Source organism: Nonomuraea sp. NPDC050328, assembly GCF_044459405.1.
Taxonomy (GTDB): Bacteria; Actinomycetota; Actinomycetes; order Streptosporangiales; family Streptosporangiaceae; genus Nonomuraea.
This window is the reverse complement of record NZ_JBITIW010000017.1, coordinates 1-24,882: the sequence shown is the minus strand read 5'-3', so window position 1 is coordinate 24,882 and position 24,882 is coordinate 1. Positions and strand designations below refer to the sequence as shown.

22 protein-coding genes are annotated in these 24,882 nt (G+C 73.6%); 10 read left to right on the top strand and 12 right to left on the bottom strand.

Going from position 1 to position 24,882, the window contains the following annotated elements:
- The first annotated feature begins 38 nt into the window (after positions 1-38).
- Positions 39-731: a TetR/AcrR family transcriptional regulator gene (locus ACIBG7_RS41075; RefSeq protein ID WP_357924985.1), complete on the top strand. Its 693-nt coding sequence runs from the start codon at positions 39-41 to the stop codon at positions 729-731.
- Between the two features lie 6 nt (positions 732-737).
- Here ACIBG7_RS41075 and ACIBG7_RS41070 read toward each other — a convergent pair whose 3' ends face one another.
- A complete protein-coding gene (locus ACIBG7_RS41070; protein WP_357924989.1) occupies positions 738-1,268 on the bottom strand; it encodes a CGNR zinc finger domain-containing protein in 531 nt (176 codons plus the stop codon).
- Between the two features lie 120 nt (positions 1,269-1,388).
- Between ACIBG7_RS41070 and ACIBG7_RS41065 the strand changes: the two genes are divergently transcribed.
- The 3 genes from ACIBG7_RS41065 (at position 1,389) to ACIBG7_RS41055 (ending at position 4,303) form a co-directional block, all read left to right on the top strand.
- On the top strand, positions 1,389-2,648 hold the full coding sequence (locus ACIBG7_RS41065) for an MFS transporter (protein WP_397339772.1): 1,260 nt from the start codon (positions 1,389-1,391) through the stop codon (positions 2,646-2,648).
- Between the two features lie 88 nt (positions 2,649-2,736).
- The gene (locus tag ACIBG7_RS41060) at positions 2,737-3,327 is read left to right on the top strand and encodes an RNA polymerase sigma factor (protein ID WP_397339771.1); all 591 of its coding nucleotides are present in this window, start codon (positions 2,737-2,739) and stop codon (positions 3,325-3,327) included.
- A complete protein-coding gene (locus ACIBG7_RS41055; protein WP_397339770.1) occupies positions 3,320-4,303 on the top strand; it encodes a CU044_5270 family protein in 984 nt (327 codons plus the stop codon). Before ACIBG7_RS41060 ends, ACIBG7_RS41055 begins: the two co-directional genes overlap by 8 nt.
- A gap of 9 nt (positions 4,304-4,312) precedes the next feature.
- On the opposite strand, the gene folE is transcribed toward ACIBG7_RS41055, so the two are convergent.
- Positions 4,313-4,882 carry a GTP cyclohydrolase I FolE gene (folE, locus tag ACIBG7_RS41050; RefSeq protein ID WP_397339899.1) on the bottom strand — a complete coding sequence of 190 codons (570 nt, stop codon included), beginning with the start codon at positions 4,880-4,882 and terminating at the stop codon, positions 4,313-4,315.
- A 125-nt stretch (positions 4,883-5,007) separates the two neighbouring features.
- On the opposite strand from folE, the gene ACIBG7_RS41045 reads away from it, so the two are divergent.
- Positions 5,008-5,736: a helix-turn-helix transcriptional regulator gene (locus ACIBG7_RS41045; RefSeq protein ID WP_397339769.1), complete on the top strand. Its 729-nt coding sequence runs from the start codon at positions 5,008-5,010 to the stop codon at positions 5,734-5,736.
- Here the strand turns inward: ACIBG7_RS41045 and ACIBG7_RS41040 are convergent.
- Positions 5,733-6,647 (bottom strand): DMT family transporter, encoded by a 915-nt coding sequence (locus ACIBG7_RS41040; protein WP_397339768.1) that lies wholly within the window; start codon positions 6,645-6,647, stop codon positions 5,733-5,735. The two genes, ACIBG7_RS41045 and ACIBG7_RS41040, sit on opposite strands and share 4 nt — an antisense overlap.
- Positions 6,644-7,462, bottom strand: a complete 819-nt coding sequence (locus tag ACIBG7_RS41035; RefSeq protein WP_357925007.1) for an SDR family oxidoreductase — start codon at positions 7,460-7,462, stop codon at positions 6,644-6,646. Before ACIBG7_RS41035 ends, ACIBG7_RS41040 begins: the two co-directional genes overlap by 4 nt.
- A 143-nt stretch (positions 7,463-7,605) precedes the next feature.
- On the opposite strand from ACIBG7_RS41035, the gene ACIBG7_RS41030 reads away from it, so the two are divergent.
- The gene (locus tag ACIBG7_RS41030; protein ID WP_397339767.1) at positions 7,606-8,184 is read left to right on the top strand and encodes a TetR/AcrR family transcriptional regulator; all 579 of its coding nucleotides are present in this window, start codon (positions 7,606-7,608) and stop codon (positions 8,182-8,184) included.
- A 178-nt stretch (positions 8,185-8,362) separates the two neighbouring features.
- Here the strand turns inward: ACIBG7_RS41030 and ACIBG7_RS41025 are convergent, their stop codons facing one another.
- A complete protein-coding gene (locus ACIBG7_RS41025) occupies positions 8,363-8,680 on the bottom strand; it encodes a hypothetical protein (RefSeq protein WP_397339766.1) in 318 nt (105 codons plus the stop codon).
- Between the two features lie 213 nt (positions 8,681-8,893).
- On the opposite strand from ACIBG7_RS41025, the gene ACIBG7_RS41020 reads away from it, so the two are divergent.
- Positions 8,894-9,430, top strand: coding sequence for a hypothetical protein (locus ACIBG7_RS41020; protein WP_397339765.1), 537 nt, complete (start codon positions 8,894-8,896; stop codon positions 9,428-9,430).
- Between the two features lie 54 nt (positions 9,431-9,484).
- On the opposite strand, the gene ACIBG7_RS41015 is transcribed toward ACIBG7_RS41020, so the two are convergent.
- The 6 genes from ACIBG7_RS41015 to ACIBG7_RS40990 all read right to left on the bottom strand — a co-directional run bounded on the left by ACIBG7_RS41015 (position 9,485) and on the right by ACIBG7_RS40990 (position 18,160).
- Positions 9,485-11,278, bottom strand: a complete 1,794-nt coding sequence (locus tag ACIBG7_RS41015; RefSeq protein ID WP_397339764.1) for a hypothetical protein — start codon at positions 11,276-11,278, stop codon at positions 9,485-9,487.
- Between the two features lie 128 nt (positions 11,279-11,406).
- The gene (locus tag ACIBG7_RS41010; protein WP_397339763.1) at positions 11,407-12,645 is read right to left on the bottom strand and encodes a hypothetical protein; all 1,239 of its coding nucleotides are present in this window, start codon (positions 12,643-12,645) and stop codon (positions 11,407-11,409) included.
- Positions 12,642-13,142, bottom strand: coding sequence for a SigE family RNA polymerase sigma factor (locus ACIBG7_RS41005; RefSeq protein ID WP_397339762.1), 501 nt, complete (start codon positions 13,140-13,142; stop codon positions 12,642-12,644). Before ACIBG7_RS41005 ends, ACIBG7_RS41010 begins: the two co-directional genes overlap by 4 nt.
- A 7-nt stretch (positions 13,143-13,149) precedes the next feature.
- Positions 13,150-15,708 (bottom strand): dipeptide ABC transporter ATP-binding protein, encoded by a 2,559-nt coding sequence (locus ACIBG7_RS41000; protein ID WP_397339761.1) that lies wholly within the window; start codon positions 15,706-15,708, stop codon positions 13,150-13,152.
- Entirely contained in the window at positions 15,705-16,643 is a 939-nt protein-coding gene (locus ACIBG7_RS40995) for an ABC transporter permease (protein ID WP_357925027.1), read from the bottom strand. Before ACIBG7_RS40995 ends, ACIBG7_RS41000 begins: the two co-directional genes overlap by 4 nt.
- The gene (locus ACIBG7_RS40990) at positions 16,640-18,160 is read right to left on the bottom strand and encodes an ABC transporter substrate-binding protein (protein WP_397339760.1); all 1,521 of its coding nucleotides are present in this window, start codon (positions 18,158-18,160) and stop codon (positions 16,640-16,642) included. The genes ACIBG7_RS40995 and ACIBG7_RS40990 overlap by 4 nt, the downstream gene beginning before the upstream one ends.
- 94 nt (positions 18,161-18,254) lie before the next feature.
- On the opposite strand from ACIBG7_RS40990, the gene ACIBG7_RS40985 reads away from it, so the two are divergent.
- The 3 genes from ACIBG7_RS40985 to ACIBG7_RS40975 are packed head-to-tail and all read left to right on the top strand — an operon-like array spanning position 18,255 to position 22,416.
- Positions 18,255-19,202 (top strand): alpha/beta hydrolase, encoded by a 948-nt coding sequence (locus ACIBG7_RS40985; RefSeq protein WP_397339759.1) that lies wholly within the window; start codon positions 18,255-18,257, stop codon positions 19,200-19,202.
- 15 nt (positions 19,203-19,217) lie between these two features.
- Positions 19,218-21,842 carry a family 78 glycoside hydrolase catalytic domain gene (locus ACIBG7_RS40980; RefSeq protein ID WP_397339758.1) on the top strand — a complete coding sequence of 875 codons (2,625 nt, stop codon included), beginning with the start codon at positions 19,218-19,220 and terminating at the stop codon, positions 21,840-21,842.
- Between the two features lie 4 nt (positions 21,843-21,846).
- The gene (locus ACIBG7_RS40975) at positions 21,847-22,416 is read left to right on the top strand and encodes a helix-turn-helix domain-containing protein (RefSeq protein ID WP_357925037.1); all 570 of its coding nucleotides are present in this window, start codon (positions 21,847-21,849) and stop codon (positions 22,414-22,416) included.
- Here the strand turns inward: ACIBG7_RS40975 and ACIBG7_RS40970 are convergent.
- Positions 22,406-24,667: a glycoside hydrolase family 3 C-terminal domain-containing protein gene (locus tag ACIBG7_RS40970; protein WP_397339757.1), complete on the bottom strand. Its 2,262-nt coding sequence runs from the start codon at positions 24,665-24,667 to the stop codon at positions 22,406-22,408. The two genes, ACIBG7_RS40975 and ACIBG7_RS40970, sit on opposite strands and share 11 nt — an antisense overlap.
- Positions 24,668-24,882: the final 215 nt, after the last annotated feature.

Below are 24,882 nucleotides of genomic sequence, written 5' to 3'. Positions count from 1 at the left end.
GTTGATCCCATCCGGCCGCCAGTCGGTACCCTGGGACGGTGACGCCGCGACCCCCTGCCACCCAGGAGCCGGCCCAGCGCGGCTCCCTGCGCCGGGACGCGGAACGCAACCGGGACCGCATCGTGCGCGCCGCCCAGGAGCTCTTCGCCGTGCGCGGCCTGGCCGTCGGCTTCAACGAGGTCGCCCACCACGCCGGCGTCGGCGTCGGCACGGTGTACCGGCGCTTCGCCGACAAGGAAGAGCTCATCCACGCGGCCCTCGAACAGCCGCTGAGCGAGCTGACGCAGGTCGCGCAGCGCGCCGGCGAGGCCGAGCGCGCCTGGGACGGCCTCACCCTCCTCCTGGAGCGCATCACCGAACTCCTGGTGGACAACCTCGGCCTGCGGGACGTGGCGCTCGGTGGTGGCGGCTGGCGCCTGGGCGGGACCGCCGTCGAGGTGGTCGCCGAGGTCATGGGGCGCCTGCTCGACCGCGCCCGCGCCGAGGGCGACCTGCGGGACGGGGTCGTCGGCCAGGACATCATGATGATCTTCTGGCTGGTCACCGACCTGGCGCAGCACTCCGTCCAGGTCCACCCCGGTCTCTACCGCCGTTACCTGCAGATCGCCCTCGACGGGCTCCGGGCCTGGCCGGGGAACGCGCCCCTGGTCGAGCAGCCTACCGAGCCGCAAATCCTGACGATCTGCCGGCGCTGGGCGGGCGCTCCGCACCTCGGCGAAGGCGAGCGCTGACCGGCGCTACCGGCGCTGGCGCGCGGCGTAGCGGCGGGCCTTGGTGCGGTTGCCGCACAGGCGCATCGAGCACCAGCGGCGGCTGTGGTTCTTGGAGGAGTCCCAGAAGGCGCCGCGGCAGGTGTGCTCGGCGCAGCGCTTGAGCCGGTGGATCTGGCCGGTGAGGACGAGGGTGGCCCAGGCGACGGCCAGCCGGGCCAGCGCGGTCTCGGCCGGGGGCAGCGCGGGGGAGGGGACGAGCGGTTCCCGGCCCAGCGCGGCCAGCAGCGGGACCCCGGCCAGGATCGCCTCGGCCGGAGCCAGGTGGTCCGGCGAGACGGGATGCTCCGGGTCGAGGGCCTCGCGGAATCCGGCACGGAGGTCGAGGAAGGCGCGGTGCTGCCCGGCGGTGAGCCGGAGCGAGCCGTCGGCCACCTGCTGGCCGGCCAGCCAGCGGGCCAGCTCGTCCGGGGTCGCGACGTCGTCCTCACCGTTCTCGAGGTCGACGGTGTTGACGAACGCCTCGATCAGGCGCGCGGCCGGTGAAGGCTCGATCATCTCGTGCCACCTTCCGCAACAGATCAACCTGCGAAAGCACTTTACCAGTTATCCCACCTGGTGGCGCTCACGGCGGAAGTGTGCGCATACTGACCACCAAACGCCTTTAGGAGGTTAGTGATGACGAGCGTGCTGGAGCCGGACGCCGGATCGGCGCCGGCGGACCGCAGCGGGCGCAACACCGTCGTGCTGGTCGGGTTCACCGCGATCACCAACCTGGCCGACGGCGTGACCAAGGTCGTGCTGCCGCTGATGGCCACCCGGCTGACCGGCTCCCCGGCCCAGGTGGCCGGGGTCGGGCTCACCCTCACGCTGCCGTGGCTCCTCATCGCCCTGCACGTGGGCGTCCTGGTGGACCGGTTCGACCGGCGCCTGCTGCTGTGGCTGGCCGACGGCGCCCGCCTGCTGGTCGTCGCCGGCCTGATCGCCCTGACCGTGGGCGACGGCGTCACCCTGCCCGCCCTCTACCTCGCCGGCCTGACGCTCGGCGTCGCCGAGGTGATCGCCCTGACCTCGGCGGCCACGCTCGTCCCCACCGCCGTCGCCCCGGCGCGGCGCGAGCGGGCCAACGCCTGGCTGGCCGGAGCCGAGACGGTCTGCAACGAGTTCTGCGGCCCCTTCGTCGGCGGCCTGCTCATCGCCGCCGGCGCCGGTGTCGCCCTCGGCTGGACCGGCCTCGGCTACCTGCTCGGCACGCTGATCCTGATCCTGCTCGCCGGCCGCTTCAAGCCGCAGAAGTCCACCTCGTCCGGCACGGTCAACCAGCGCATCGCCGAAGGGCTCCGCACCCTGTGGCAGCAGCCGCTGCTGCGTCTGATGGCGCTCGCCCTCACCGTGCTGAGCGCCTGCTGGGGCGCCTGGCTCGCTCTCATCCCGCTCGTCGCCACCCAGCTCATGCACCTCGACCCGCGCGAGTACGGCCTCCTGCTCAGCGCGCTCGGCGCGGGCGGCCTGGTCGGCGCGCTCACCGTCACCACCGTCAACCGCCTGCTGGGCCGCCGCTGGTCGATGCTCGCCGACCTGGTCGGCACCGCCGCCATGGTGGCCGCGCCGGTGTTCACCACCAACCTGTGGATCGTGGGCGCGGGCGCCTTCCTCGGCGGCATGGGCGGCATCCTGTGGACGGTGAACTCCCGCACCATCAGCCAGCGCCTCGTCGACCCGGGCCTGCTCGGCCGCTACAACGCCGCCGCCCGCCTGTTCAGCTGGGGCGCGATGCCGCTGGGCGCGGGCCTGGTCGGCGTGCTGGCCCAGTGGCTCGGCATCCGCACCGCCTTCGCCCTGTTCGCCGTCGCCGCCCTGGCCACCGTCGTGCCGTTCCTCAGGACCGCGACCCCGGCCGCGCTGGCGGCGGCCGACGCCCCCGAACCCTCGCTGTGACGCACGTCACGTCCCCGTCCGCGAACCCTGGCCGCCCCAGCGGGCGAAAGCCGTCGAACGAACCGACGCGCAGGGACGGGAGCACCATGTGATCGCCGAAGATCTCGGCAGCATCGACGACGCCGAACTGATCCGGCGCTCGCAGCGAGACCCGGAGGCCTTCGCCGGCCTCTTCGACCGGCACGCACCCGCGATGCGGCGCTACGTGGCCAGGCGGCTGGGGCCCTCCCTGGCCGACGACGTCGTCTCCGACACCTTCCTGACCGCCTTCCGGCGGCGCGGCCGCTACGACAGCGGCCACCCGGACGCGCGGCCCTGGCTGTACGGCATCGCCGCCCGGCTGATCAGCCGGCACCGGCGGGTAGAGATCCGCTTCTACCGGGCGCTGGTCCGCACCGGGGTGGACGAGATCGCCGAGCCGTACGCCGAGCGGGTCGACGACCGGGTTGCCGCGGAGCAGGCCGGGCTGGCGGCGGCCCTGGCCGGGCTGTCGGCGGGCGACCGGGAGGTCCTGCTGATGGTGGCCTGGGCCGACATGACCTACGAGGACGTGGCCCGCGCGCTGGGCATCCCGCTCGGCACGGTCCGCTCCCGCCTGCACCGGGCCAGGGCCAGGACCCGCCTGGCCCTCGGCGGCTCCAACCCCGTGACGACCCGAGAGGAGTCCCTCGATGGATGACCTGCGCACCTTGCGCGCCTGGCGCGCCGAGGTCCCCGAACCGGGCCCGGAATGGGTCGTCCCGGAGCGGCGGCGGCTGCTGACCCGGATGCGGGAGCGCCGGCGGACGCTGGGCCGCCGCCTGCTCGTCGTCGGGGCGCTGGGGACCGCCGCCGCGCTCGCCGTGGTCGTGCTGCGGCCGCAACCGCAGGCGGAGGTCCCGGGCGTGGTGAGCACGGCGCCGATCGTGCGCCTCGACTCCGGCGTGGTGCTGGCGCGGGCCGCCGAGGTGGCGGGCGGCCGGGAGAGCGCCCAGGTGCCGCTGCCCACGCAGTGGCACTACACCAGGACGCTGGACAAGCAGCCGAACGCCGACACCACGAAGACCGTCGAGCAGTGGCTGCGTTACGACGGCCGCCAGGCCGCCAGTTACGACGAGAACGGCGACCTGTCCGTCGGCCCGGAAGGCGACCCCCGCGACCCGGGCGACGACGACCTGTCCCCGCAGCAGTACGACGCCAAGCTGCGCGCGCTGCCGACCGATCCGGTGAAGCTGCTGGCCAAGATCACCGCCGACCCGCACTGGATCAGGGGAGCCCGCGAGAAGGGCGTGCCCCACCGGGTGCCCCCCGCCGCGATCCGCGGCTACCACGTGATCATGCTCTACCTCAGCCGGTACGGCTCGATGCCGCCCCGGCTGGAATCGGCGATGTTCCGTGCCCTGGCGCTGATCCCCGGCGTCCGGATCGAGCAGGGCGTGCGCGACGCCGCGGGCCGCGCCGGCCTGGGCGTCTGGCTGGAGACGGACGAGGACCGGCCCAGCCGCCGCTACACCGTCCTCGACCCGGTCACCTACCGCTACTGGGGCACCCGGACCGTCTGGCTGCGGGACGAGTTCCTCGGGCGGAAGGACGTGCCCGCCCTGCCCAAGGGCTCGGTGTGGAGCACGGCCCTGGTGGCCTCGACGATCGTCGACCGCCCCGGCGACCGGGGCTGAGGGCAAGCCTCAGCACAGGCCGGTCAGGGCGAGGAACTCGCTGCGGGAACGGGCGTCGGTGCGCAGCGTGCCGAGCAGGGTGGAGGTCATGGTGGTCGTCCCCGTGGCCTGCACCCCGCGCAGCGTCATGCAGGTGTGCTCGGCCTGGATGACGACGCCGACGCCCTTGGGGTCGAGCTGGTCCTGGAGCCAGTCGGCGACCTGCTTGGTGAGCCGTTCCTGCACCTGGGGGCGGCAGGCGAAGTGCTCCAGGACGCGGGCGAGCTTCGACAGCCCCAGGATCCGCTGCCCCGGCAGGTAGCCGATGTGCGCGGTGCCGACGAATGGCAGCAGGTGGTGCTCGCAGACCGACCGCAACGGGATGCTGCGGGCCAGGACCAGCTCGTCGTACTGCTCGTCGTTGGGGAAGGTGGTCAGGTTGAAGGGGCGCGGGCTGAACAGCTCGGCGTAGGCGCGGGCCATCCGGCCGGGGGTGCCGCGCAGGCTCTCGGACTCGGTGCTGATGCCGAGGGCCGCGAGGAACGTCCGGGCGGCCTCCTCGGCGGCGGCCAGGTCGGGCGCCTGCCGGATGGGGGACACAGTCGTCACAGCCACCTCCTTTTCACCAACGGATTTTGGTCTTATTAAGGCGGATGGTCAAGCAGAACTGGTGAAATGGTCGTGACGAGCTGTCCGGCAACAGGGGCTGGCGCTATCGTGGGGGTGTGACCTCCGACATGAGCCCGGCGGACGCCAAGCTCGAATCCCTCAGCGTGCTCGGCGAGGGCACCAGGCGGCAGATCTTCGCCTTCGTCCGCCGCGCCCACCGGCCCGTCACCCGGGAGGAAGTGGCGGAGGAGGTCCGCATCTCCCGCAAGCTGGCCGCCTTCCACCTGGACAAGCTGGTCGACGCGGGCCTGCTCGGCACGCGGTACCCGGCGCCGGACGGGCTGCGGAAGGTCGGCCGGCAGCCCAAGGTCTACGAGCCGGCGGACGGCACGCTCCAGATCAGCATCCCCGAGCGCCGCCACGAACTGCTGGCGGCGCTGCTCCTGCGGGCCGTGCTGGGCGCGGGCGCGGGGGAGAGCGCGCCGGGCGCCGCCGTACGGACCGCCGGGCAGCACGGGCGCGAGCTCGGCGACCGGGACCGCGAGCGGCTGCGCCCCGGCCGGCTCGGCGCGGAGCGCGGGCTGACCCTGTGCGAGCAGATGCTGGACGAGCACGGCTTCGAGCCCGCCCGCGAAGCTCCCGATCGGGTACGGCTGCGCAACTGCCCCTTCCACCCGCTCGCCGCCCAGGCCCCCGACCTGGTCTGCGGCATGAACCACGCCTTCCTGAGCGGATACGTGGAGGGGCTGCGGGCCACGGCGGTGGAGGCGGTGCTCGCCCCTCGCCCCGGCGACTGCTGCGTGCAGTTGCGGCACGCCCAGGCGCCGGGCACGCCGCTCCCTTAGCGGCGCGTCGCGCTCACGAGCGCACGAGCGCCTCGGCGCTCACCGGCCGCCGCCGGTTGTTCGGGTGCCGGCCGGCGCATCCCGGCAACGACGCCCGCGGTGACGAGCAGGGCGCCGATGAGGTCGGCGGGACCCGGCCGGCCGAGGCCGAGCACGAAGGTGGTGAGCAGCGCGCCGACCGGGACGAGCCCGGCGAACAGCCCCGCGCGGTCGGCACCGAGCCGCCGCAGCGCGTCGTACCAGAGGAAGAAGGCCCCGGCGGTGACGATCGCGCCGAGGTAGCCGAACGCCGCCGCCTCGCCCGGCGTGGGCAGGCGCAGCGCCGCCGTACCGTCCAGGACGAGACCGGCGGCCAGCAACATCGGCACGGAGAGTGCCGCCGGGTAGGCGGCCACGCGCAGCGGGCCGAGCTTGGGCAGCAGAGGTACGGCCAGCAGCGAGAAGGCCACCTCGCCGGCCAGCGCACCCAGCGACAGCAACAGGCCCTTCAGGCTGCCCGAGCCGAGCCCGGCGGCGACCGCCGTCCCGAGCGCCACCACGAGCGCGGCGCCGACGGTGCGGGCGGCGGGCCGACGGCGTTCGATCAGGGGCCCGACGAGCGCCAGGACGAGGGGGACGGCGCCGATCACGGTGCCGATCATGGCCGGGCCGGCGTGCCGGGTGGCCTCGACGAGGAAGAGGTTGAACCCGGCCAGGCCGGTGGCGGCCAGCGCGAGCAGGAGCAGAAGGTCCCGCAGGGTCAGCCGGACGCGCGGCAGCCGCTGGAAGCGGACCACGGCCAGCAGGATCGCGTAGCGCAGGGCCTGCCCGGTGAAGACCGGGTAGCCGGCGATGATCGCGGAGACCGCGGTCGAGGTGCCGACGAGCAGCATGGCCGAGGCGGCGGCGAGGGGGGCGGCCGAGGTTCTCATGCGGCGTGCTCCGGCGTCTTGGACGAGGTGATGGCGGGGGACAGGACCTTGCGGGTGACGCGCTCGGCGATGGCGGCGACCAGCTTGCGGGGCCGGCGCGGGGTCAGATGCGCGCCCAGGGCGTTGCCGAAGCCCGGCACGACGTAGCCGCGGTCGCGCTCCAGCGCCTTCAGGGTGGCGCGGACGACCGGCTCTGCGGTGGTCATGGAGCCGGTGACGGCGGCCCGGCGGGTGCCGATGGTGTCGAAGAAGTTGGTCTCGACCGGCCCGGGGCACAGGGTGAGCACGCGGATGCCCCGGCGGCGGTACTCCTGGCGCAGCGCGAGGCCGAAGTTCAGCACGAAGGACTTGGACGCGCCGTAGACCGCGAAGTACGGCGAGGGCTGGAAGCCCGCGTTGGACGCGACGTTGATCACCGAGCCGCGGCCGCGCTCCAGCATGGCGGGCAGCAGCTCGTGGGTCAGATCGACGAGCGCGACCACGTTGACCATGAGCTGGTCGTGGTCGCGCGCGGTGGAGATCTCCTCGAACCGGCCGCAGGTGCCGAACCCGGCGTTGTTGACCAGCACGTCGACGCTCAGCCCCCGGGCCGCCAGCTCCCGGGCGACGCGGCGGCCCGCGTCCGGCTCGGCGAGGTCCTGGACCAGCACGTGGGCGCGCACGCCGTGCTCGGCGGCCAGCCGGTCGCCGAGAGCCGCCAGCTTGTCGCCGGAGCGGGCCAGCAGGATCACGTCGTGTCCCTGGGCGGCGAGCTGGGCGGCGAACTCGGCGCCGAGCCCGGACGAGGCGCCGGTGATCAAAGCGGTGCTGTTCATGGTCTTCTCCTTCAGTCGGTGGAGCAACTGAGATGAGACCGTACCAGTAATCCACAAAGCTGCAACAGTGATGATGCAGTTAGAGCTTCGGTCGCATCGAGCATGTATCGTCTGACGCGAGAAGTGAGATAACAGGAGGCCCTATGGGTGACACGACCACTCGAGCGCTACGCGCGGACGCGGAACGGAGTGTGCGGGCGATCCTGGAGGCGGCCGAGCAGGTCCTGGCCGCCGACCCGGGCGCGTCCATGGAACAGATCGCCGCCGCCGCGGGCGTCGCGCGCACCACCATCCACCGGCGCTTCGCCAACCGGCAGGCCCTGACCGATGCGCTGGCCTCCTCGGCGGCCCGCCAGCTCGCCCAGGCGGTGGACGACGGCCGTCCGGACACCGCGCCGCCCCTGGTGGCGATGCACCGCATCACGGCCAACGTGCTCCAGGTCAAGAGCGCCTGGGCGTTCGCTTTGTCCCTGCCCGCCGAACCCGGCAGCGAGGCCGCCGAGCTGCAGCAGGAGGTCGCCCTCCGCTGCATCGCCGTCCTGCGGCGAGCCCAGGAGGGCAAGCTCATCGACGAGGCGGCCGACCTCGACTGGGTGCGCCGGGTCTACTACGCCCTGATCGGCGAGTCCCTGCACGGCGGCGCCGACCGTGACGCCGACCCGGACACCCTCGCGGCCCGCATCATCGACACCTTGCTCCACGGCGCGGGCCCCCGCCCCTGACCGTCCCCCCCTCGTCCCGGCAGCCGGCCGGGGCTGGGGAAGGTGGTCGTCGATATTTAGATGGGCGTCGAACCAAGAGCCTGTCAGGGGCACAGAGTGCGGTTGCCGTCGATGATCGGGTCGCGCGCTCGCTGATCAGGCGCTCCGCCCGGGTCCCGATCCGGGCCGACGAAAGAGGTCAGCGGGGGCGGCTGAGGGCGGCTTCGGCCAGGTCGGTCCACTGCTCGGCGAAGGTGTGCGGGACGACCACCCAGTCCTTGACCGTCCTGCCCTGCCCGGTCGGGTCGAAGAGGTGGGCCCCGGCCAGTTCGAGCGCGGCGGTGTGCTCGGGGGTGTCGCGGACCAGCCGGAAGACCATCGCGCCGTCGCGCTGCAGGCTGGCGAAGACCTTGCCGGCCTGGTCCTTCAACGCGGGCCGTCCCATCATCCTGGAGGCCCGCACCCCCAGGTCGGCCAGTTCGGCCCCGACCTGCTGGAAATCCTCTTCCGCGCCCATGCTGCGCCCCCCAGGAATAGCTCGCCCGCCCCGCTCGGAACGGCGATCAGGCTAGCCCTCCCGGACAGAGCGGGCAAGACGCCCGAACCCCGGCTTACCTACCAGCCGATTTCCAGGCCGTTCCCTTGCCCAACGCCGACACCGCCATCGCACTGCCCTGACGGTTCGTGGCATTGAATGTCATTTGTCCGTTTCCTCAAAGTGGGAGATCACGTGAGCAGCAAGTTCGTCACCGTCCTGACCGTGGGCGCTGTCGCGGGTACTCTGTTCGCCACACCCGCGATGGCCGGCACCGCATCGATCATGTCGCCGTCGCCCAGCCCCACGGATATGGCGCCCTCGGAGGGCGCCACGGATATGTCGCCGTCGCCGAGTCCCACGGACACCGGCACGGACACGTCCACCGGCCAGCCGGGCGCGCTCAACGAAGTCGGCGCGCTGTACAGCGAGACCACCATCCGCGGCACCGAGGGCAAGACCGTCAAGGTCGGCACCCAGTGGGGCAAGGTGGACAGCGTCTCCGACACCTCGCTCACCGTGGAGAGCGCGGACGGCACCTCCTGGACCTGGGTGGTGAACGACGAGACACAGGTCGGCATGGGCGACCAGAACCTCGACGCGATCAAGTCCGGCGACCAGGTCGCCGTGGCCGGCGTCGTCAAGGAGGGCGAGGACCGCACCGCCAGCTTCATCGGCGACCCGGTCGCGACGCTCGACAACCTGGTCAAAGAGGTGAAGGACGCGCAGTGACGCGCAATCCGGAGGCCGGGCGCCGCTGTCGGGCCCGGCCTCCGGCAGGCCCGCCTAGCGGGCGCTGTTGCGGAACGGCGCGGCCGGCCCGGTCAGGGTCGGGGCGCCGAGCAGCTTCTTGCTGGAGACGGCGTAGATGCCGTCGTTGGTGAAGACCCACACCAGCTTCCGGTCCCACTCCACGTAGATGGCGTGGGTCTGGTTGCCCAGCGCGTAGTCCGGCACGTCCTTGCTGAACCCGGACGGCACGAACTGCGCGGCGATCTTCGGCTTGCGCGGGTCGGTGGTGTCGAAGAACTGCACGCCCGCGTTGTAGAAGGCGTACGGCAGCAGCCCCTGCGCGGGGTCGCCGGGCGAGGTGTAGGCGCCCGACCGCTTGGGCCCGAAGCTGCCGCCCCGCTGGCAGTAGTCGGCGAACTTCGCCCCGGCGACCGGCTTCGGCCTGGGCAGGGCGCCGACGATGCGCGGAGCGCGCGGGTCGCGGGCGTCGATCTGGAAGACGTCCTTGTACGGCTCGTGGCAGTCCTCGCCCAGCGGGTAGCCGGAGACGTAGACCATGCCGGTCTTCTCGTACTGCGAGACGTCCACGTTGTCGGCCTCGGTGCCGCCGACCGACATCGGCAGTTCGAGGTGCGCGATCTCCTTCATGTCCGCCGGGTTGGAGATGTCCAGGACCGACAGCCCGAACCCGCCCAGCGCGGCGAAGGCGTACTTGCCGCCCTCCTCGACCGGCTTCGGGATGAACAGCGGCATCCGCGCGCCCATCCACGAGGTCTGGTTGCCGCACCGCGGGTTCTTGGCGTAGGCGGCCGACTCCGAGGCGAGCTGCCCCTTCCGGTGCCACTCGCCGACCTTGCGGGGCTTGGCCGGGTCGGACATGTCGTAGGCCTGGTAGCCCGCCGAGTACAGGTAGGTCGGCGCCTCGGTGTTGCTCCAGGTGTCCAGCGGCGCGGCGGCGATGAACATGTACTTGCCGCCGGTCCAGTACGGCACGTCCAGCGAGCCGGACCCCTGGTGCGCGCCGGGCGCGGCGTTCAGCGGGTCGGCGTAGCTGGCGTCCGTGGTGACGGTGGACAGCAGCTTCCAGTCCTTCTTGCGCGGCCCGTCGAGCCGGTAGACCTTGAAGCCCTTGAAGCTCGTCTGCTCGCGCAGCTTCTTCACGCCGTCCGCATTGTGGAACTTGGAGTGCTCCACGCTGTCGCCGAGCTCGCCGACCTGGCGCTTCTGCTCGAACGACTGCACCATCACGTACGCCTTGAGCGACGGGCTCCACTGGATGGTCGAGGCGCCCCAGTAGTCGTAGGCGTCCCAGTCCTTGCTCTTGTGCAGCTCGACGTTCTCGCCGTACTCGACCTTGACGTCGTCCCGGCTGAGGCTCTCGACGATCTTGACCTTGCGCACGTCGGTGACGTCGTAGACGCGGCCCGCGCTGCGGTCGTACTGGAAGAGGTAGCGGCGGCCGTCGAAGTCGACGATGTTCTGCCAGGTGTGGAAGTAGTCGGGGGTGAACTGCGGGCCCCGGTAGGCGGCCTCGACCTTGATCGGGCCCTCCGTGTAGGAGCCCGGGTCGTAGCCCTTGGTCTTGGGGAACAGGTCCTTGGCGCCGCCGGGGAAGGAGAAGCGCTCCTCGCCGGCGGGGGTGAGGTCGGGGTGGCGGAAGCTGCCGTCGAGCTGCATGCCGTACGTGCCGGGACCGGGGTCGTCCGGGCGGCGGTCGCCGCAGACCGACGGGATGTTCTCGTCGCTCCCGTCGGTCCGTACGGCGGCGCCGGAGACAGCGGTGCCGGAGGTGAGCAGGAGGCCGAGCGCGCCTGAGGTGACCAGGGCGTTGCGGAGAAGGTGGCGCATCGCGACCTTTCTGGCTGGGGGTGCTGGGCTGCGGCTTAGCGTGGCGGCTGGTGCGGCCGCAGCCCAATGCCGAGTTCCGCCTCACGGAACCGGCGATGTTCCGTCCGGCGGAATCGGCTCCAGCAGGGTCACTCGATCCTGGCCAGGTCGATGACCACGAGTTCCTTCCCCAGCGGGTACTGCACCAGCCTGCCGTCACCCAGCGCGGGCTGGACGCTGACCGACCGGCCGAGCTTGTCGGGCCGCAGTCCCAGATCGCCCGACCTCCCGGTGACCAGGTCGTGCAGGACCTGACCGCCCTTCGGCAGATGGACGGTCATGAACCGGTCGGCGGCGAGGCCGTGCGGCGCCTCCTCGGGCAGCACGCGCTCCCCGGACCCGTCACGCCGCCGCTGGAACGGCGTCTGGTCCGGCCGCACGCCGGTGCAGGTCAGCACGCCGCACCGGACGAACTTCTCACCCGGGTGGACGACCGCCTCGCTCGTCTCGCCGGTCTCGGCGTTGCGCAGCTTCGCGAAGCTCGGCTCGTTGTCCGGGGTGTACTCGCCGGGCGTCCCGACCCACGGCCAGCTCAGCAGGTGGTGGCCTTCGGCTCCGGCGACCGCGCTCACCTCGCCGCCCGCCAGCGGCACGGTGTGGACGCCGCCCTCCAGCAGCGAGAAGACCAGCCGGTCGCCCACCACGGCGAGGGCGTCGCCGCGACCCTTGACGGGGCGGCCGGTGGCGATCGCCTCCGGTGTGCCGCCGGTGACCGGCACCGACCAGAACTCCGAGGTGCCGCGCCGCCCGGCCACCTTGATCGTCTGCCAGACGATCCGCCCCGAGCCCACGGCGAACTCCGAGGCGTGGACACCCTTCGGGGTGCGGATGTCGGCGATCTTCCGGCTGTCGCCGGTCTCCAGGTCGTAGGCGTGGATGGCGTCGGCCTTCTCGAAGCTCTCCCACGTCTGTGCCAGCAGGGTGCGGTCGTCGAGGAAGAGCAGGGGCCGCAGCTTCTGCCCGCCGGGCAGCTTGGCCGGGATCTTCCACACCGCGCCCGGCCAGACCTCGCCGACCGGGTCCGCGGCCGTGATCACGGGCCGGCGCGGGACCGACCGCGACGTCTCGTCGGTCGCCGACCGGCTCTCCTCGGGCCGGGCCGGTTGCACCGCGTGCTCCACGGCCGGGCCGGCGCTCTCCCGGACCGCGACCGCCACCCCGCCCGCGATCACGGCCACCATGGCCGCCGCGAGCAGGGCCTGCCTCCGCGCCCTGCGCCGCCTGGACCGGGACGCGACGAGCGCCGGCAGCTCCCGCGGCGCCCGCGGGGCGGCCTCGGCGGCGTGGACGAGGGCGTCGCGGAGGTCGTCTTCCCACTTCCCGGTCATCCTGCGCTCCCGTTGCTCGTCATGAGGTCGGCCACGGTGAGCCGGAGCTTGCTCAGGCCCAGCGAGGCATGGCTGCGCACCGTCCCGCGCGAGACGCCCAGCACCCGGGCGATCTCCGCGTCGGGCAACTCCTCGTAGTACCGGAGCACCAGCACCGGCCGCTGCTTCCTGGGCAGGTCCTCGAGCGCGTGCCACAGCCGCCGCTCCACGTCGGAGGGCAGCACGTCCACGTGCGGTTGTTCAGGGAGCTCCCATTCCAGCCGCTCGCGCCGCCGGAGCCGCCAGACGCTCACGTGCAGCCTGGCCATGATCACCCGGGTGTAGCTCTCCGGGTCGCCCTTGTGCCGTACCCGCGACCACGCCCGGTGCAGCCTGACCAGGGCCTCCTGCGTCAGATCGGCCGCGTCGTGGGCGTTGCCGCTGAGCACGTACCCGTACCGCAACAGCGCGTCCGCCCGCTCGGCGACGAAGTCCGCGAAACGGGAGTCGTCGTCCAATGACCTGTCACCTTTCCTCGGTCTGCCCCTCCCTAGACGCGGCCGCCCGCGAAAGTGTTGAATCCCGGCCCGGACCCATGCTCAGCCGGACGGCCCGGCGGCGCGCCTGCTCCTCAGGGTCGGGGACCAGAGCCGACAGCAGCAACCGGCGGGTGTACGGATCGCGCGGGGCCGAGGTGACCTCGGCGGCGGGACCGGTCTCGACGAGGACGCCGCCGGCCATCACCGCCACCCGGTCGCAGAGGGAGCGCACCACGGCCAGGTCGTGCGAGATGAACAGGTAGCTCACCCCGCTGTCGCGCTGGATCTCCGCGAGCAGGGCGAGCACCTGCGCCTGGGTGGAGACGTCGAGCGCGGACACGGGCTCGTCGCAGATGATCAGGCGCGGTCCTGGCGCGAGGGCGCGCGCGATGGCCACCCGCTGGCGCTGGCCGCCGGACAGCTCGCGGGCGTGCCGGGCGCCGGTGCCGGCGGGCAGGCCGACGCGGTCCAGGAGCGCGGCGACCCGGGCCGACGCCTCGGCCGGTCCGAGCCCGCCCTGGGTGAGCAGCGGTTCGGCGAGGATGTCGGCGATGCTCATGGCCGGGTTGAGGGAACTGTAGGGGTCCTGGAAGACCGCCTGGATGAGCCGGGCCCGCTCGCGGCGGCCGGGCAGGGGATGCCCGCCGTACCGGATGCCGCCGCCGGAGACCGGCGCGAGGCCGAGCACCGCGCGGCCGAGCGTCGTCTTGCCCGAGCCGGACTCGCCGACCAGGCCGAGCGTCTCGCCCGCGGCGACGGTGAGGCTGACGCCCCTGAGCACCGGCAGCGGCGGCCGGCCCAGCCCCCGCCCGGGGTAGGACACCCGCAGCCGGTCGATCTCCAGCAGCGGCGGCCTCGGCACGGCCTCCCGCTCGCGCGGCTCGGCGTGGTGCGGGTTGGCCGCCAGCAACGCCCGCGTGTACGGCTGAGCAGGCCGGGCGAACAGCTCGCGCGTCCCGGCCTCCTCGATCACGCGCCCGCCCCGCATCACCGCCACCCGGTCGCACATGTCCGCCACCACCCCCAGGTCGTGCGTGACCAGCAGCACGGCCATCCGCCGCTCCTGCTGCAGCGAGCGCAGCAGGTCGAGCACCTCGGCCTGCACGGTCACGTCGAGCGCGGTCGTCGGCTCGTCGGCCACCAGCAGCTCGGGGTCGCACGAGATGGCTCCGGCGATGAGCACCCGCTGGGCGGTGCCGCCGGAGATCTCGTGCGGGTAGGCGCGGCAGATGCGTTCCGGGTCGGCGACGCCCACCCGGGCCAGCAGTTCCAGGGCCCGCCGCCGGGCCGCCCGCCGCGACAGCCCGAGGTGCACCCGCAGCGGCTCGGTGAGCTGGCTGCCGATGCGGAAGCTCGGGTCGAGGTTGGACATCGGCTCCTGGGAGACGTAGCCGATGCGCGCGCCGCGGACCCGGGTGAGGCCCCGCTCGTCCAGGGCCGCCAGGTCCGTGCCGCCGAAGCGCACCTCGCCGGCGGCGATCCGGCCGCTGGGCGGCAGCAGGCCCAGGGCGGCCAGCACGGTCTGGGTCTTGCCCGATCCGGACTCGCCCACCAGGCCGACCACCTCGCCGGGCCGTACGTGGAGATCGACGCCGTCCACGACGGTGACCTCGCCGCCGGGGGCGCGGTGGGTGACGGTCAGCTGGCCGATGGCCAGCAGCGCGTCCTCGGGCGGCGCGACGGACCCGGGCCGGGGAGCAGCGGTTCGGACGGCGGGCCGCCGGGCCGGGGCATCGGCCGAGGCGCCGGCGGGGGAGTCGCCGAGCGCGTTGCCGAGCAGGGTGACGGCCAGGACCGTGCCGGCGATGGCCAGCCCGGGCCAGAGCGACAGCCAGGGCGCGCGGAAGACGTTGGCCGCCGCGTCGTTGAGCATGGAGCCCCAGCTCGCCGCGCCGGGCTCGCCCAGCCCGAGGAAGTCGATGCCCGCCTGGATGAGCAGCGCGGCGCCGAACAGCAGCGGCGCCTGCACGAGGATCGCCGAGCGGACCACCGGGAGCACGTGCCGGCCGACGATGCGCGGGTCGGACAGGCCGCAGACGCGGGCGGCGTCGATGTAGAACTCGCCGCGCACGCGCTGGGTCGCGGTGCGGACCAGCCGGTAGATCGACGGCGAGGACAGGAAGCCGACGAAGGCCATGGTGCCGACCAGCCCGGGCCCGCGGACCGCGACGAAGGCCAGCACGACGATGAACGCCGGCAATGCCATGAGCAGGTTGAACACCCAGCTCGCCACGGCGTCGGCCCAGCGGCCGAAGTATCCGGCCAGCGTGCCGGCCGTCACGCCCAGGAGCAGCGCGACCGCGGTGGCCAGCAGCGCCCCGGCGACCGTGGCGCCGGTGCCGTGCAGCAGCCGGCTGAGCACGTCGCGGCCGGAGCCGTCGCCGCCGAGCGGGTGGGCGCCGCCCGGCCCGGCGAGCGCGGCGGTCAGGTCCACATGATCGGCCCCGTACGGCGCCAGCCAGGGGCCGGCGACCGCGGCGACGGCCACGAGCAGCAGGAAGGCGGCGGGCAGGAGCGCAGCCGGCCGCAGCAGAGCTGTCCTCATCGGGTGCGCACCTTGGGGTCGAGCCAGCTCACCAGCAGGTCCACGATCAGGTTGACGGTCAGCACGATCAGCACCCCGACGACGACCACGCCGAGCACGACCGGGATGTCGGCGCGGCTGGCGGAGGCGGCGGCCAGGCTGCCCAGGCCGTTGACGGCGAAGATCTGCTCCACCACGACCGCCCCGCCGAGCAGGCCGATGAACTGCAGGCTCACCACGGTCAGCGCGGTCGGGGCGGCGTTGCGCAGCACGTGCCGCAGCAGCAGCCGCCACCGGGGCAGCCCGCGCCCGCGCAGCGTCCTGACGTAGTCCCGGGCGAGCACGGCCGCCACCGCGTTGCGGGTCTGCGCCGCCACCGCCGCCACCGATCCGGCGGCGATCGCCGCGACCGGCAGGACCAGCGAGCGCGCCCAGCCCGCCGGGCTCTCGGCGAAGGCCACGTACCCCGTGGCGGGCAGCCAGCGCAGTTGCACCGCGAAGACGATGATCAGCAGCAGGGCCACCCACAGGCCGGGCACGGCGAAGCCGAGCACCGCCACGGCCTGCAGCAGGCGGTCCAGCGCGCCGCGCCGGACCGCCGCCGCCAGGCCGAAGGCGATGCCGAGCACGGCCGAGACCAGCGTGGCGGCCACCGCGAGCGAGGCGGTCACCGGCAGCCGCGCGGCGATCGTCTCGGCCACCGGCAGCCCGGTGAACCACGACACGCCCAGGTCGCCGCGGACCGCGCCGGCCAGCCAGCCCAGGTAGCGCTCGCCCGCCGGCCGGTCGAGTCCCAGCTCGTGCTGCTTGGCGAGGATCTGCTCGGCGGTCGCGGTCGGGCCGAGCAGGTTGTGCGTGGGATCGGGCACCAGGGCGGTGAGCAGCGAGGTGATCGCGGTGATCGCCAGCAGCAGCACGGCCGCGCCGAGCAGCCGCCGGGACAACTGCTTGATCATGACGAGCTCACCGGCCGGTAGTCGCGCAGGAAGACGAAGAGCTGGTCGGCCGCGGCCTCCACCTTGACCTTGTCCTTCTTCCAGACCAGCAGGTTTCGCGAGGCGTACAGCGGGGCGAACCACGCCTGCTCCACCACGTAGGCGTTGAGCTCGCGCAGCAGCGGCCCGCGCGCGGCGTCGTCGGCGACCGAGATCTCGTCCAGCAGCCCCTCGACCTTGGCGTCCTCGGTGTGGAAGGGGTTGAACACGCCGCCCTTGGCCAGGAACAGCGAGGCGTCCAGCCAGTTCTCGGTGGCCGTATAGGTGTACATGAACGCCGGGTAGGTGCCGGCGAGGTACTGCTGGGTGATGAGGTTGCTGGTGACCGGCTTGTAGGTCACCTTGATGCCGATCCGGCCGAGCTGCTGGGCGACGATCGGGTAGAGCGCCGGGACGTAGGTGTTCTCGCTCGGCAGGGTGAGCTCGAAGCCGTCCGGGTAGCCCGCCTCGGCCAGCAGCCGCTTGGCCTTGTCCGGGTCGTAGGGGTAGCGGGTGTTGAGCGTCTCGTCGTAGGCGGGGGTGCCGGCGGCGAACATCTGGGTGCGGCGGCTGCCATGGCCCTTGTCGACGGCCTTGAGGATGCCCTCGGCGTCGAGGCCGTGGTTGATCGCCTGCCGTACCTTCTGCTTGGCCAGCGGGGGCGCGAGCTTGCCTGCGCGGTCGACGATCCACATGCCCATGATCAGCCCGGGCATCGTGCGGTGGGCCAGGCCGCCCGCCTCGACCTGGGGGAGCGTGGCCATGGGCACGCCGCCGGCGTCGACCTGGCCGCTGAGCGCGGCGTTGGCCATCGCGTTGGTGTCCGGGAGCGCCTTCATGACCACCTTGCCGAAGCCGTAGGGCGTGGGCAGCGAGTACCGGGGGTTGCGCACGAAGGTGTAGGAGGTGCCGCGGGTGCTGGCCGTAAGGTCCAGGACGTACGGCCCGCTGCCCACGGGGTGGGTCTTGAGCGTGGCGAACGCCTTCGGGCTGGCGATCATGCCCGGCACCATGGAGAGCTGGTAGAGCAGCCCCGGATCGGGCTTCTTCAGGGTGATGGTGACCTCGGCGGGCCCGGTGGCCTGGACACCGGCGATGCCGGCCAGCGCCGACTGGGTCGCGCCGGGCGTGTCCAGCCCGCGCCGCAGGTTGGCGCGCACCGCCTCGGCGTCGAGCGGGGTGCCGTCGGAGAAGGTGACGCCCTCGCGCAGCGTCAGGGTCAGGGTGGTCTTGGCCGCGTCGTAGGCCCACCTGGTGGCGAGGCCGGGCGAGACGGAGAAGTCGGGGTTGAGCGTGGTCAGCGAGGAGTAGACGGCCTGGAGGTAGCCGAGCGAGTTGCCGCCGGCGCCCACGGCGGGGTCCCAGGTCGACACGTCGGCCGCGACGGCCAGGGTGAGGGTCGGCTCCGCCGTGCCGGCCGGGCCGGAGGCGCCGGAGGAGCAGGCGGTGGCGGTGAGAACGAGGGCGAGGGTGGCGGCGGCCACGCGAGAGCTCGGCATCGGAACCTCCTCGGGTTCGGGATGCGGCGAGGCTAACAAAAACTACCTATCAATTGGTAGGCTTTCGTTGACGTCGCCGATCCCTGGAGTTCACATGCCTGTCGACCCGAAGATCGCCCCGCTGGTCGCGATGATCCACGCCGCGCCCCCCGCGCCGCAGGACGCCGTCCGGCGCCGCCGCCTGAACGCCGCGCGCAAGGCCGCGGGCGAGACCGCCTACGCCGACTACGTCCAGGAGGAGCCCGAGGTCGCCGAGATCGTCGAGGAGAAGATCAAGGTGAGCGGCCCCGACGGGGAGATCACCGTCCGGGTGTACCGCCCGGACGGCCCGCCCGCCGGCGCGATGGTCCAGTTGCACGGCGGCGGCTGGGTGATGGGCACCCTCGACGACGCCGACCGCAGGTCCCGCGCGGTGGCGGCGGGCGCCGGGGTCGTGGTGGTCAACGTGGACTACCGCCTCGCCCCCGAGCACCCCTTCCCGATCCCGGCCGAGGACTGCTACCGCGCCCTGGAATGGGTGGCCGAGCAGGCCGGCCGCTTCGGCTACGACCCCGAGCGCATCGCCGTCGGCGGGGAGAGCGCCGGAGGCAACCTCAGCGCCGCGGTGTGCCTGCTGGCCAAGGAACGCGGCGGCCCGATGCCGGTGCTCCAGGTGCTGGAGATCCCCGCCCTCGACCTCACCCGCGCCTCCTCCACCGTGGAGACCTACGCCGTCGGCCACGTGCTGACCAAGGCGGAACTGGTGTGGGTGATCGACACCTACCTCGACGGCCAGGACCCCACGCACCCGATCGCCTCGCCCCTGCACGCCCCCGACCTGACCGGGCTGCCGCCCGCGCTGATCGTCTCGGCCGAGTGCGACCCGGTCGCCGGTGACGCCAGGCGTTACGCCGCCCGCCTGGCCGCGGCCGGCGTGCCGGTCACCTTCCGCGAGTTCGAGGGGCACGTGCACGGCTCCCATCTGCTCACCGGGCTGCTGCCGTCGGCACGGGAGTGGCGCTCCCTCGTGGTGGACGCGGTCGCCGCGGCCGTCCGCCGCTGAGGCCGGGTGCCCGCCGTGCACGTCACTGCACCCCGCGCCGAGCACCGCACCGACCCGCTCGGGCTCGGCGAGAGCCGCCCGCGGCTGTCCTGGACCACCGCCACCGACCGGCCGGGCTGGCGGCAGAGCGCCTACGAGATCGAGGCCGGCACCGAGCGCTTCACCGCGGAATCGGCCGAATCCGTGCTGGTCCCGTGGCCCTTCGCCCCGCTGACCTCGCGCCAGCGCGTCCAGGTCCGGGTGCGGGTGCGCTCGGCCGAGGGCGACTGGTCGGGCTGGAGCCCGCCCGCCGCCTTCGAGGCCGGGCTCCTGCACCCCGCCGACTGGTCGGCGCGCTTCGTCTCCCCGCCCGCCGACGAGCACCTCCTGCGCGGCGACTTCACCGTACGGCAGGCCGTCACCGCCGCCCGGCTGCACGTCACCGCCCTGGGCGTCTACGAGGCCGAGCTCAACGGCGTCCGGGTCGGCGACCACGTCCTGGCCCCCGGCTGGACCAGCTACCATCACCGCCTGCGCTACCAGACCTTCGACGTCACCGGCCTGATCCGGCCCGGCCCTAACACCCTGGGCGCGGTCCTCGCCGACGGCTGGTACCGCGGCCGGCTCGGGTTCGAGGGCGGGGCCACCGGCATCTACGGCGACCGGCTCGCCCTGCTGGCCCAACTGGAGCTCACCTTCGCCGACGGCGGCACCCGGACCTTCGGCACCGGCCCCGGCTGGAGATGCGCCGCCGGGCCGCTCATCGCCGCGAGCATCTACGACGGCGAGACCCACGACGCCCGCCTGGAGGTGCCCGGCTGGTCGTCCCCGGCGCCGCCGCCCGACCCCGCGACCTGGCGGCCGGTCGAGGTGGTGGAGCACGACCTCGCCACCCTCGTCGCGCCCACCGGCCCGCCGGTGCGCCGCACCGGGGAACTGGCCCCGGTCGAGGTGCTGACCTCGCCCTCCGGCCGGACCGTGCTCGACTTCGGCCAGAACCTCGTCGGCCGGCTGCGCATCACCGCCGAGGGCGCGGCGGGCGAGCGCGTCGTGCTGCGCCACGCGGAGGTGCTGGAGGAAGGCGAGCCGGCCACCCGGCTGCTGCGCACCGCCGCCGCCACCGACGTCTACGTCCTGCGCGGTGGCGGCCCCGAGGTCTGGGAACCGCGCTTCACCTTCCACGGCTTCCGCTACGCCAGCGTCGAAGGACCCGCCGACCCCGGCCTGGTGAGAGCCGTCGTCTGCCACACCGACATGCCGCGCACCGGCCGCTTCGAGTGCTCCGACCCGCTGGTCGAGCGGCTGCACGAGAACGCCGTGTGGAGCATGCGCGGCAACTTCCTCGACCTGCCGACCGACTGCCCGCAACGCGACGAGCGCCTCGGCTGGACCGGCGACCTCCAGGTCTTCGCCCCGACCGCGGCCTTCCTGTACGACTGCGCGGGCCTGCTGGAGTCGTGGCTGGCCGACGTGGCCGCCGAGCAGGCGCCCTCCGGCGCGGTCCCGGTGGCGGTGCCGAACGTGCTGGGCGAACGCTCGGCCTTCGCCGCCGCCGGGTGGGGCGACGCCATCGTGCTGGTCCCCTGGACGCTCTACCGGCGCTACGGCGACGCCGGCCTGCTGGAGCGGTGCTTCCCCGCGATGTGCCGCTACGTCGACCACGTCGCCGAGCTGGCCGGGCCGTCGCGGCTGTGGACCGAGGGTTACCAGTTCGGGGACTGGCTGGACCCGGCCGCCCCGCCCGACCGGCCGGGCGCCGGGCGCACCCCGAAGGAGGTCGTCGCCACGGCCTACCTCGCCCACTCGGCCGGGGTGCTCGCCCGGGCCGCCGAGGTCCTGGGCCGCGACGCCGAACGCGAGCGCTACCAGGCCCTGGCCGCCGCGGTCGGCGAGGCGTTCGCCGCCGCCTACGTCCGGCCGGAGGGCACCGTGCTCGGCGACTCGGCCACCGGGTACGCGCTCGCCCTCACCTTCGGCCTCCTGCCGGAACCCGGCCAGCGCGAGTTCGCCGGCCGGCGGCTGGCCGAGGTGATCGCCGAGGGCGGCCACCGCATCGCCACCGGCTTCCTCGGCACCCCGCTGGTGTGCGACGCGCTGACCGAGGCCGGGCAGGTGGCGACCGCCTACCGGCTGCTGCTGCAGCGCGAGTGCCCCTCGTGGCTGTACGCGGTGACCATGGGGGGCACCACGATCTGGGAACGCTGGGACAGCCTGCGGCCCGACGGGACGGTCAACCTGGGCGAGATGACCTCCTTCAACCACTACGCGCTCGGGGCGGTCGCCGACTGGCTGCACCGCTGCGTGGCCGGGCTGGCGCCCGCCGCGCCCGGCTACCGCAGGCTCCTGATCCGGCCCCGGCCCGGTGGCGGGCTCACCCGGGCGCGGGCCGCGCTCCGCACGCCGTACGGCCCGGCCGAGGCGGCCTGGCGGCTGGACGGCGAGCAGGCCGGTGAGCTGGACGGTGGGCTGGAGGTGACGGCCGTGGTGCCGCCGAACACCAGCGCGCTGGTGCACCTGCCGGGTGCCGAGCCGTTCGAGGTGGGGTCAGGGCGGCACCGGTGGACGGTTCCGGGTCCCGGCCGGCCTTCCGGCTCCGGTCTCGGTTCCGGTCTCGGTTCGGGTGGACAAAGCCACCGACTGATCGGTGGGTTGTTAGGGTGATCGCATGCCTTCGCGAAAGCCGTACGCCATCGGCATCGCCCGCCGCGAGCAGATCCTGCGCGCGGCCCGGGAGCTGTTCAGCGTCCGCGGGTACCGCGGCGCGTCGATGCGGGACGTGGCGGCCGAGGTCGAGCTGACGCTGGCCGGGGTCCTGCACTACTTCCCGACCAAGGAGGACCTGCTGGCCGAGGTCCTCCAGCACCGCACCGACGTCGACGTGCCGTGGTTCTACGCCACCTGGGAGGAGTTGGGCAGCTTCCGCCTGGCGTTGCGCGAGCTGATGGTGCGCAACATGGCCGAGCCGGGGGTGATGCGGCTGTTCACCACGCTCTCGGCCGAGGCCACCGACCCCGCGCACCCGGCCCACGACTTCTTCGTCAAGCGCTACCGCACCAGCCGGGAGCTGTTCGACGAGGCCGTGACCAAGGCGCGGGAGGCCGGCGAGGTCACCCGCCCGGTCGCCGGCCCCGCGCTGGTCGCGGTGCTGGACGGCCTGCAGATCCAGTGGCTCATCGAGCCGGACTTCGACCTGCTGGCCGCGCTCGAGTCCTACCTCGACTCCATCACCGGCTGAGCAACGCGTTGACCTCGGCGGCCAGCCGCTCCAGCTTGTCGGGGTCGAGGTAGGCGCCGGGGAAGCGGGCCAGCCGGCGCAGCGGCACCGAGCCGGCCATGCGCAGGCCGGAGTCGCTGAGGAAGCGGGAGTGCGGCTGGCCGGTCTCGGCCGGCGGCCGCATCTCGCGGCGCAGCACCTCCAGCCCGCCGGGCACCGCGGCCCAGTCGGCCAGCGGGGACTCCGGCGTCAGCACCACGCGGGGCGGTTCGGCGGTCAACGTCACCTCGCCGCTGAGGCGCAGGTCGCGGGAGGAGGCCCCGACGTGCACCACGGCGGTGCCTGGCTCCAGCGTCCAGCGCCGGCGCAGCGGGTGGTAGAAGGAGAAGTCGCGGGCGGTGAGGGTGAAGCGCACGACGGCGCTCTCGCCCGGTGCCAGCTCCACCTTGCCGAAGGCCCGCAGCTCTCGCTCGGGGCGGCGCACCTGGGTGCTGGGCGCGCCGACGTAGACCTGGACGACCTCGCGGCCGGTCCGCTCGCCGAGGTTGGTGATCCGGGCCGAGACCCGCACCACCAGGTCCTCCTCGGTGCCCTGCTGGTCGAGCTCAAGGTCGGCGTAGCCGAAGCGGGTGTAGGACAGGCCGTGGCCGAAGGGGTAGCCGACCTGGCCGCCCACGGCGTCGTGGTGCCGGTAGCCGACGAAGACGCCCTCGCCGTAGCGCACGGCGCCGAGCTCGCCGGGGAAGGTCAGGTAGGAGGGGGTGTCCTCCAGCCGGAGCGGGATCGTCTCGGCCAGCCGGCCGCAGGGGTTGGCCACGCCGTAGAGCAGGTCGGCGAGCGCGCCGCCGCCGGCCTGGCCGAGCAGCCACCCCTCCAGGACGGCGGCGGCCAGGTGGTCCCAGCCCGCCAGCCGTACCACGCCGCCGTTGGACAGCACGACCACGACGCGGGTCCCGGTCGCGGCCACCCGCTCCAGGAGGGCGAGCTGGTTGGCCGGCAGCTCCAGGTGGGTGCGGTCGTAGCCCTCCGACTCGTCGGCGGCCGGCAGGCCCAGGCACACCACGGTCACCTCCGCCCCGCCCGCGACCCGGACGGCCTCCTCCTCCAGTTCCGGGCAGCGCCCGGTCTCGGCCGGCCGGTAGCCGGGGGCGAACGCCGGCTCCCGCCCGGCCAGCGCGCGCATCTCGGTGAGCAGGTCGTCCAGCCGGGTGGGCACGATGTGCGAGCTGCCCGCCCCCTGGTAGCGCGGGGTCCGGGCGAACTCGCCCACGATCGCGACCCGATCGGCGGGCCGCAGCGGCAGGACGCCGTCGTTCTTCAGCAGCACCGCGCACTGCGCGGCGGCCTCGCGGGCCAGCCGGTGGTGGCCGCCGGCGTCCCAGCCGGTGGGGGCCGGCTCGGCGGCGTGGCGGGTGGCGCGTTCCACCAGGTCCAGCACGCGGCCGGCGGCGACGTCGAGCACCTCGGGGTCCAGCCGGCCGGACTCGACCGCGGCCACCAGCGAGGCGTCGGTGCCGCCGCCGGAGCTCGGCATCTCCAGGTCGAGCCCGGCGCGCAACGCCGCCACCCGGTCGTCGACCGCGCCCCAGTCGGAGACGACCACGCCGCGGAAGCCCCACTGCTCGCGCAGCAGCTCGGTCAGCAGCCACGGGTGCTCGGAGGCGTAGACGCCGTTCAGCCGGTTGTAGGCGCTCATCACCAGCCATGGCCGGGCCGTGGTCACCACGTGGTGGAAGGCGGGGAGGTAGATCTCGTGCAGGGTCCGCTCGTCGATCTCGGCGCTGATCCGCAGCCGGTCGGTCTCCTGGTTGTTGGCGGCGAAGTGCTTGACGCAGGCGCCGACGCCCTGGGACTGGACGCCCGAGACGAGCGCGGCGCCGAGCACTCCGGACAGGTGCGGGTCCTCCGAGAAGTACTCGAAGTTGCGCCCGCACAGCGGCGAACGCTTGATGTTCACCCCCGGCCCGAGTAACACCTGCACGTCCATGGCCCTGGCCTCGCGGCCGAGCGCCTCGCCCACGCGGCGGACGAGATCGGCGTCCCAGGAGGAGCCGAGCGCGACCGCGGGCGGGAAGCAGGTGGCCGGCAGGCTGTGCTCGACGCCCAGGTGGTCGCCCCCGGCGGGCTGGCGGCGCACGCCGTGCGGGCCGTCGCTCAGGGTGATCGAGGGCACACCGGCGCGGTCGATCGCCTGGGTCAGCCAGAGCGACTGGCCCGAGGTGAGCGAGGCACGTTCGGCGAGGGTGAGCCGGGCGAGGACGCGGTCTGGCATGGGGACCCTTTCGGTCAGAACTCCCTGTCAGTCGGCAGGATAACCCGCTCATCGCCCTACTACCAATCAGTCGGTAGGTTTTTGTGCGGGTCGGGGGGGGGGGGGGGCCCCCCCCCCCCCCCCCCCCCCCCGGGCGGGGCCGGGGGGGGGGGGGTTTGATTTGAGTAGTGTTTGGGGCCCCGCGAGGGGGGGGGGGGGGGGGGGTGGCACCCCGA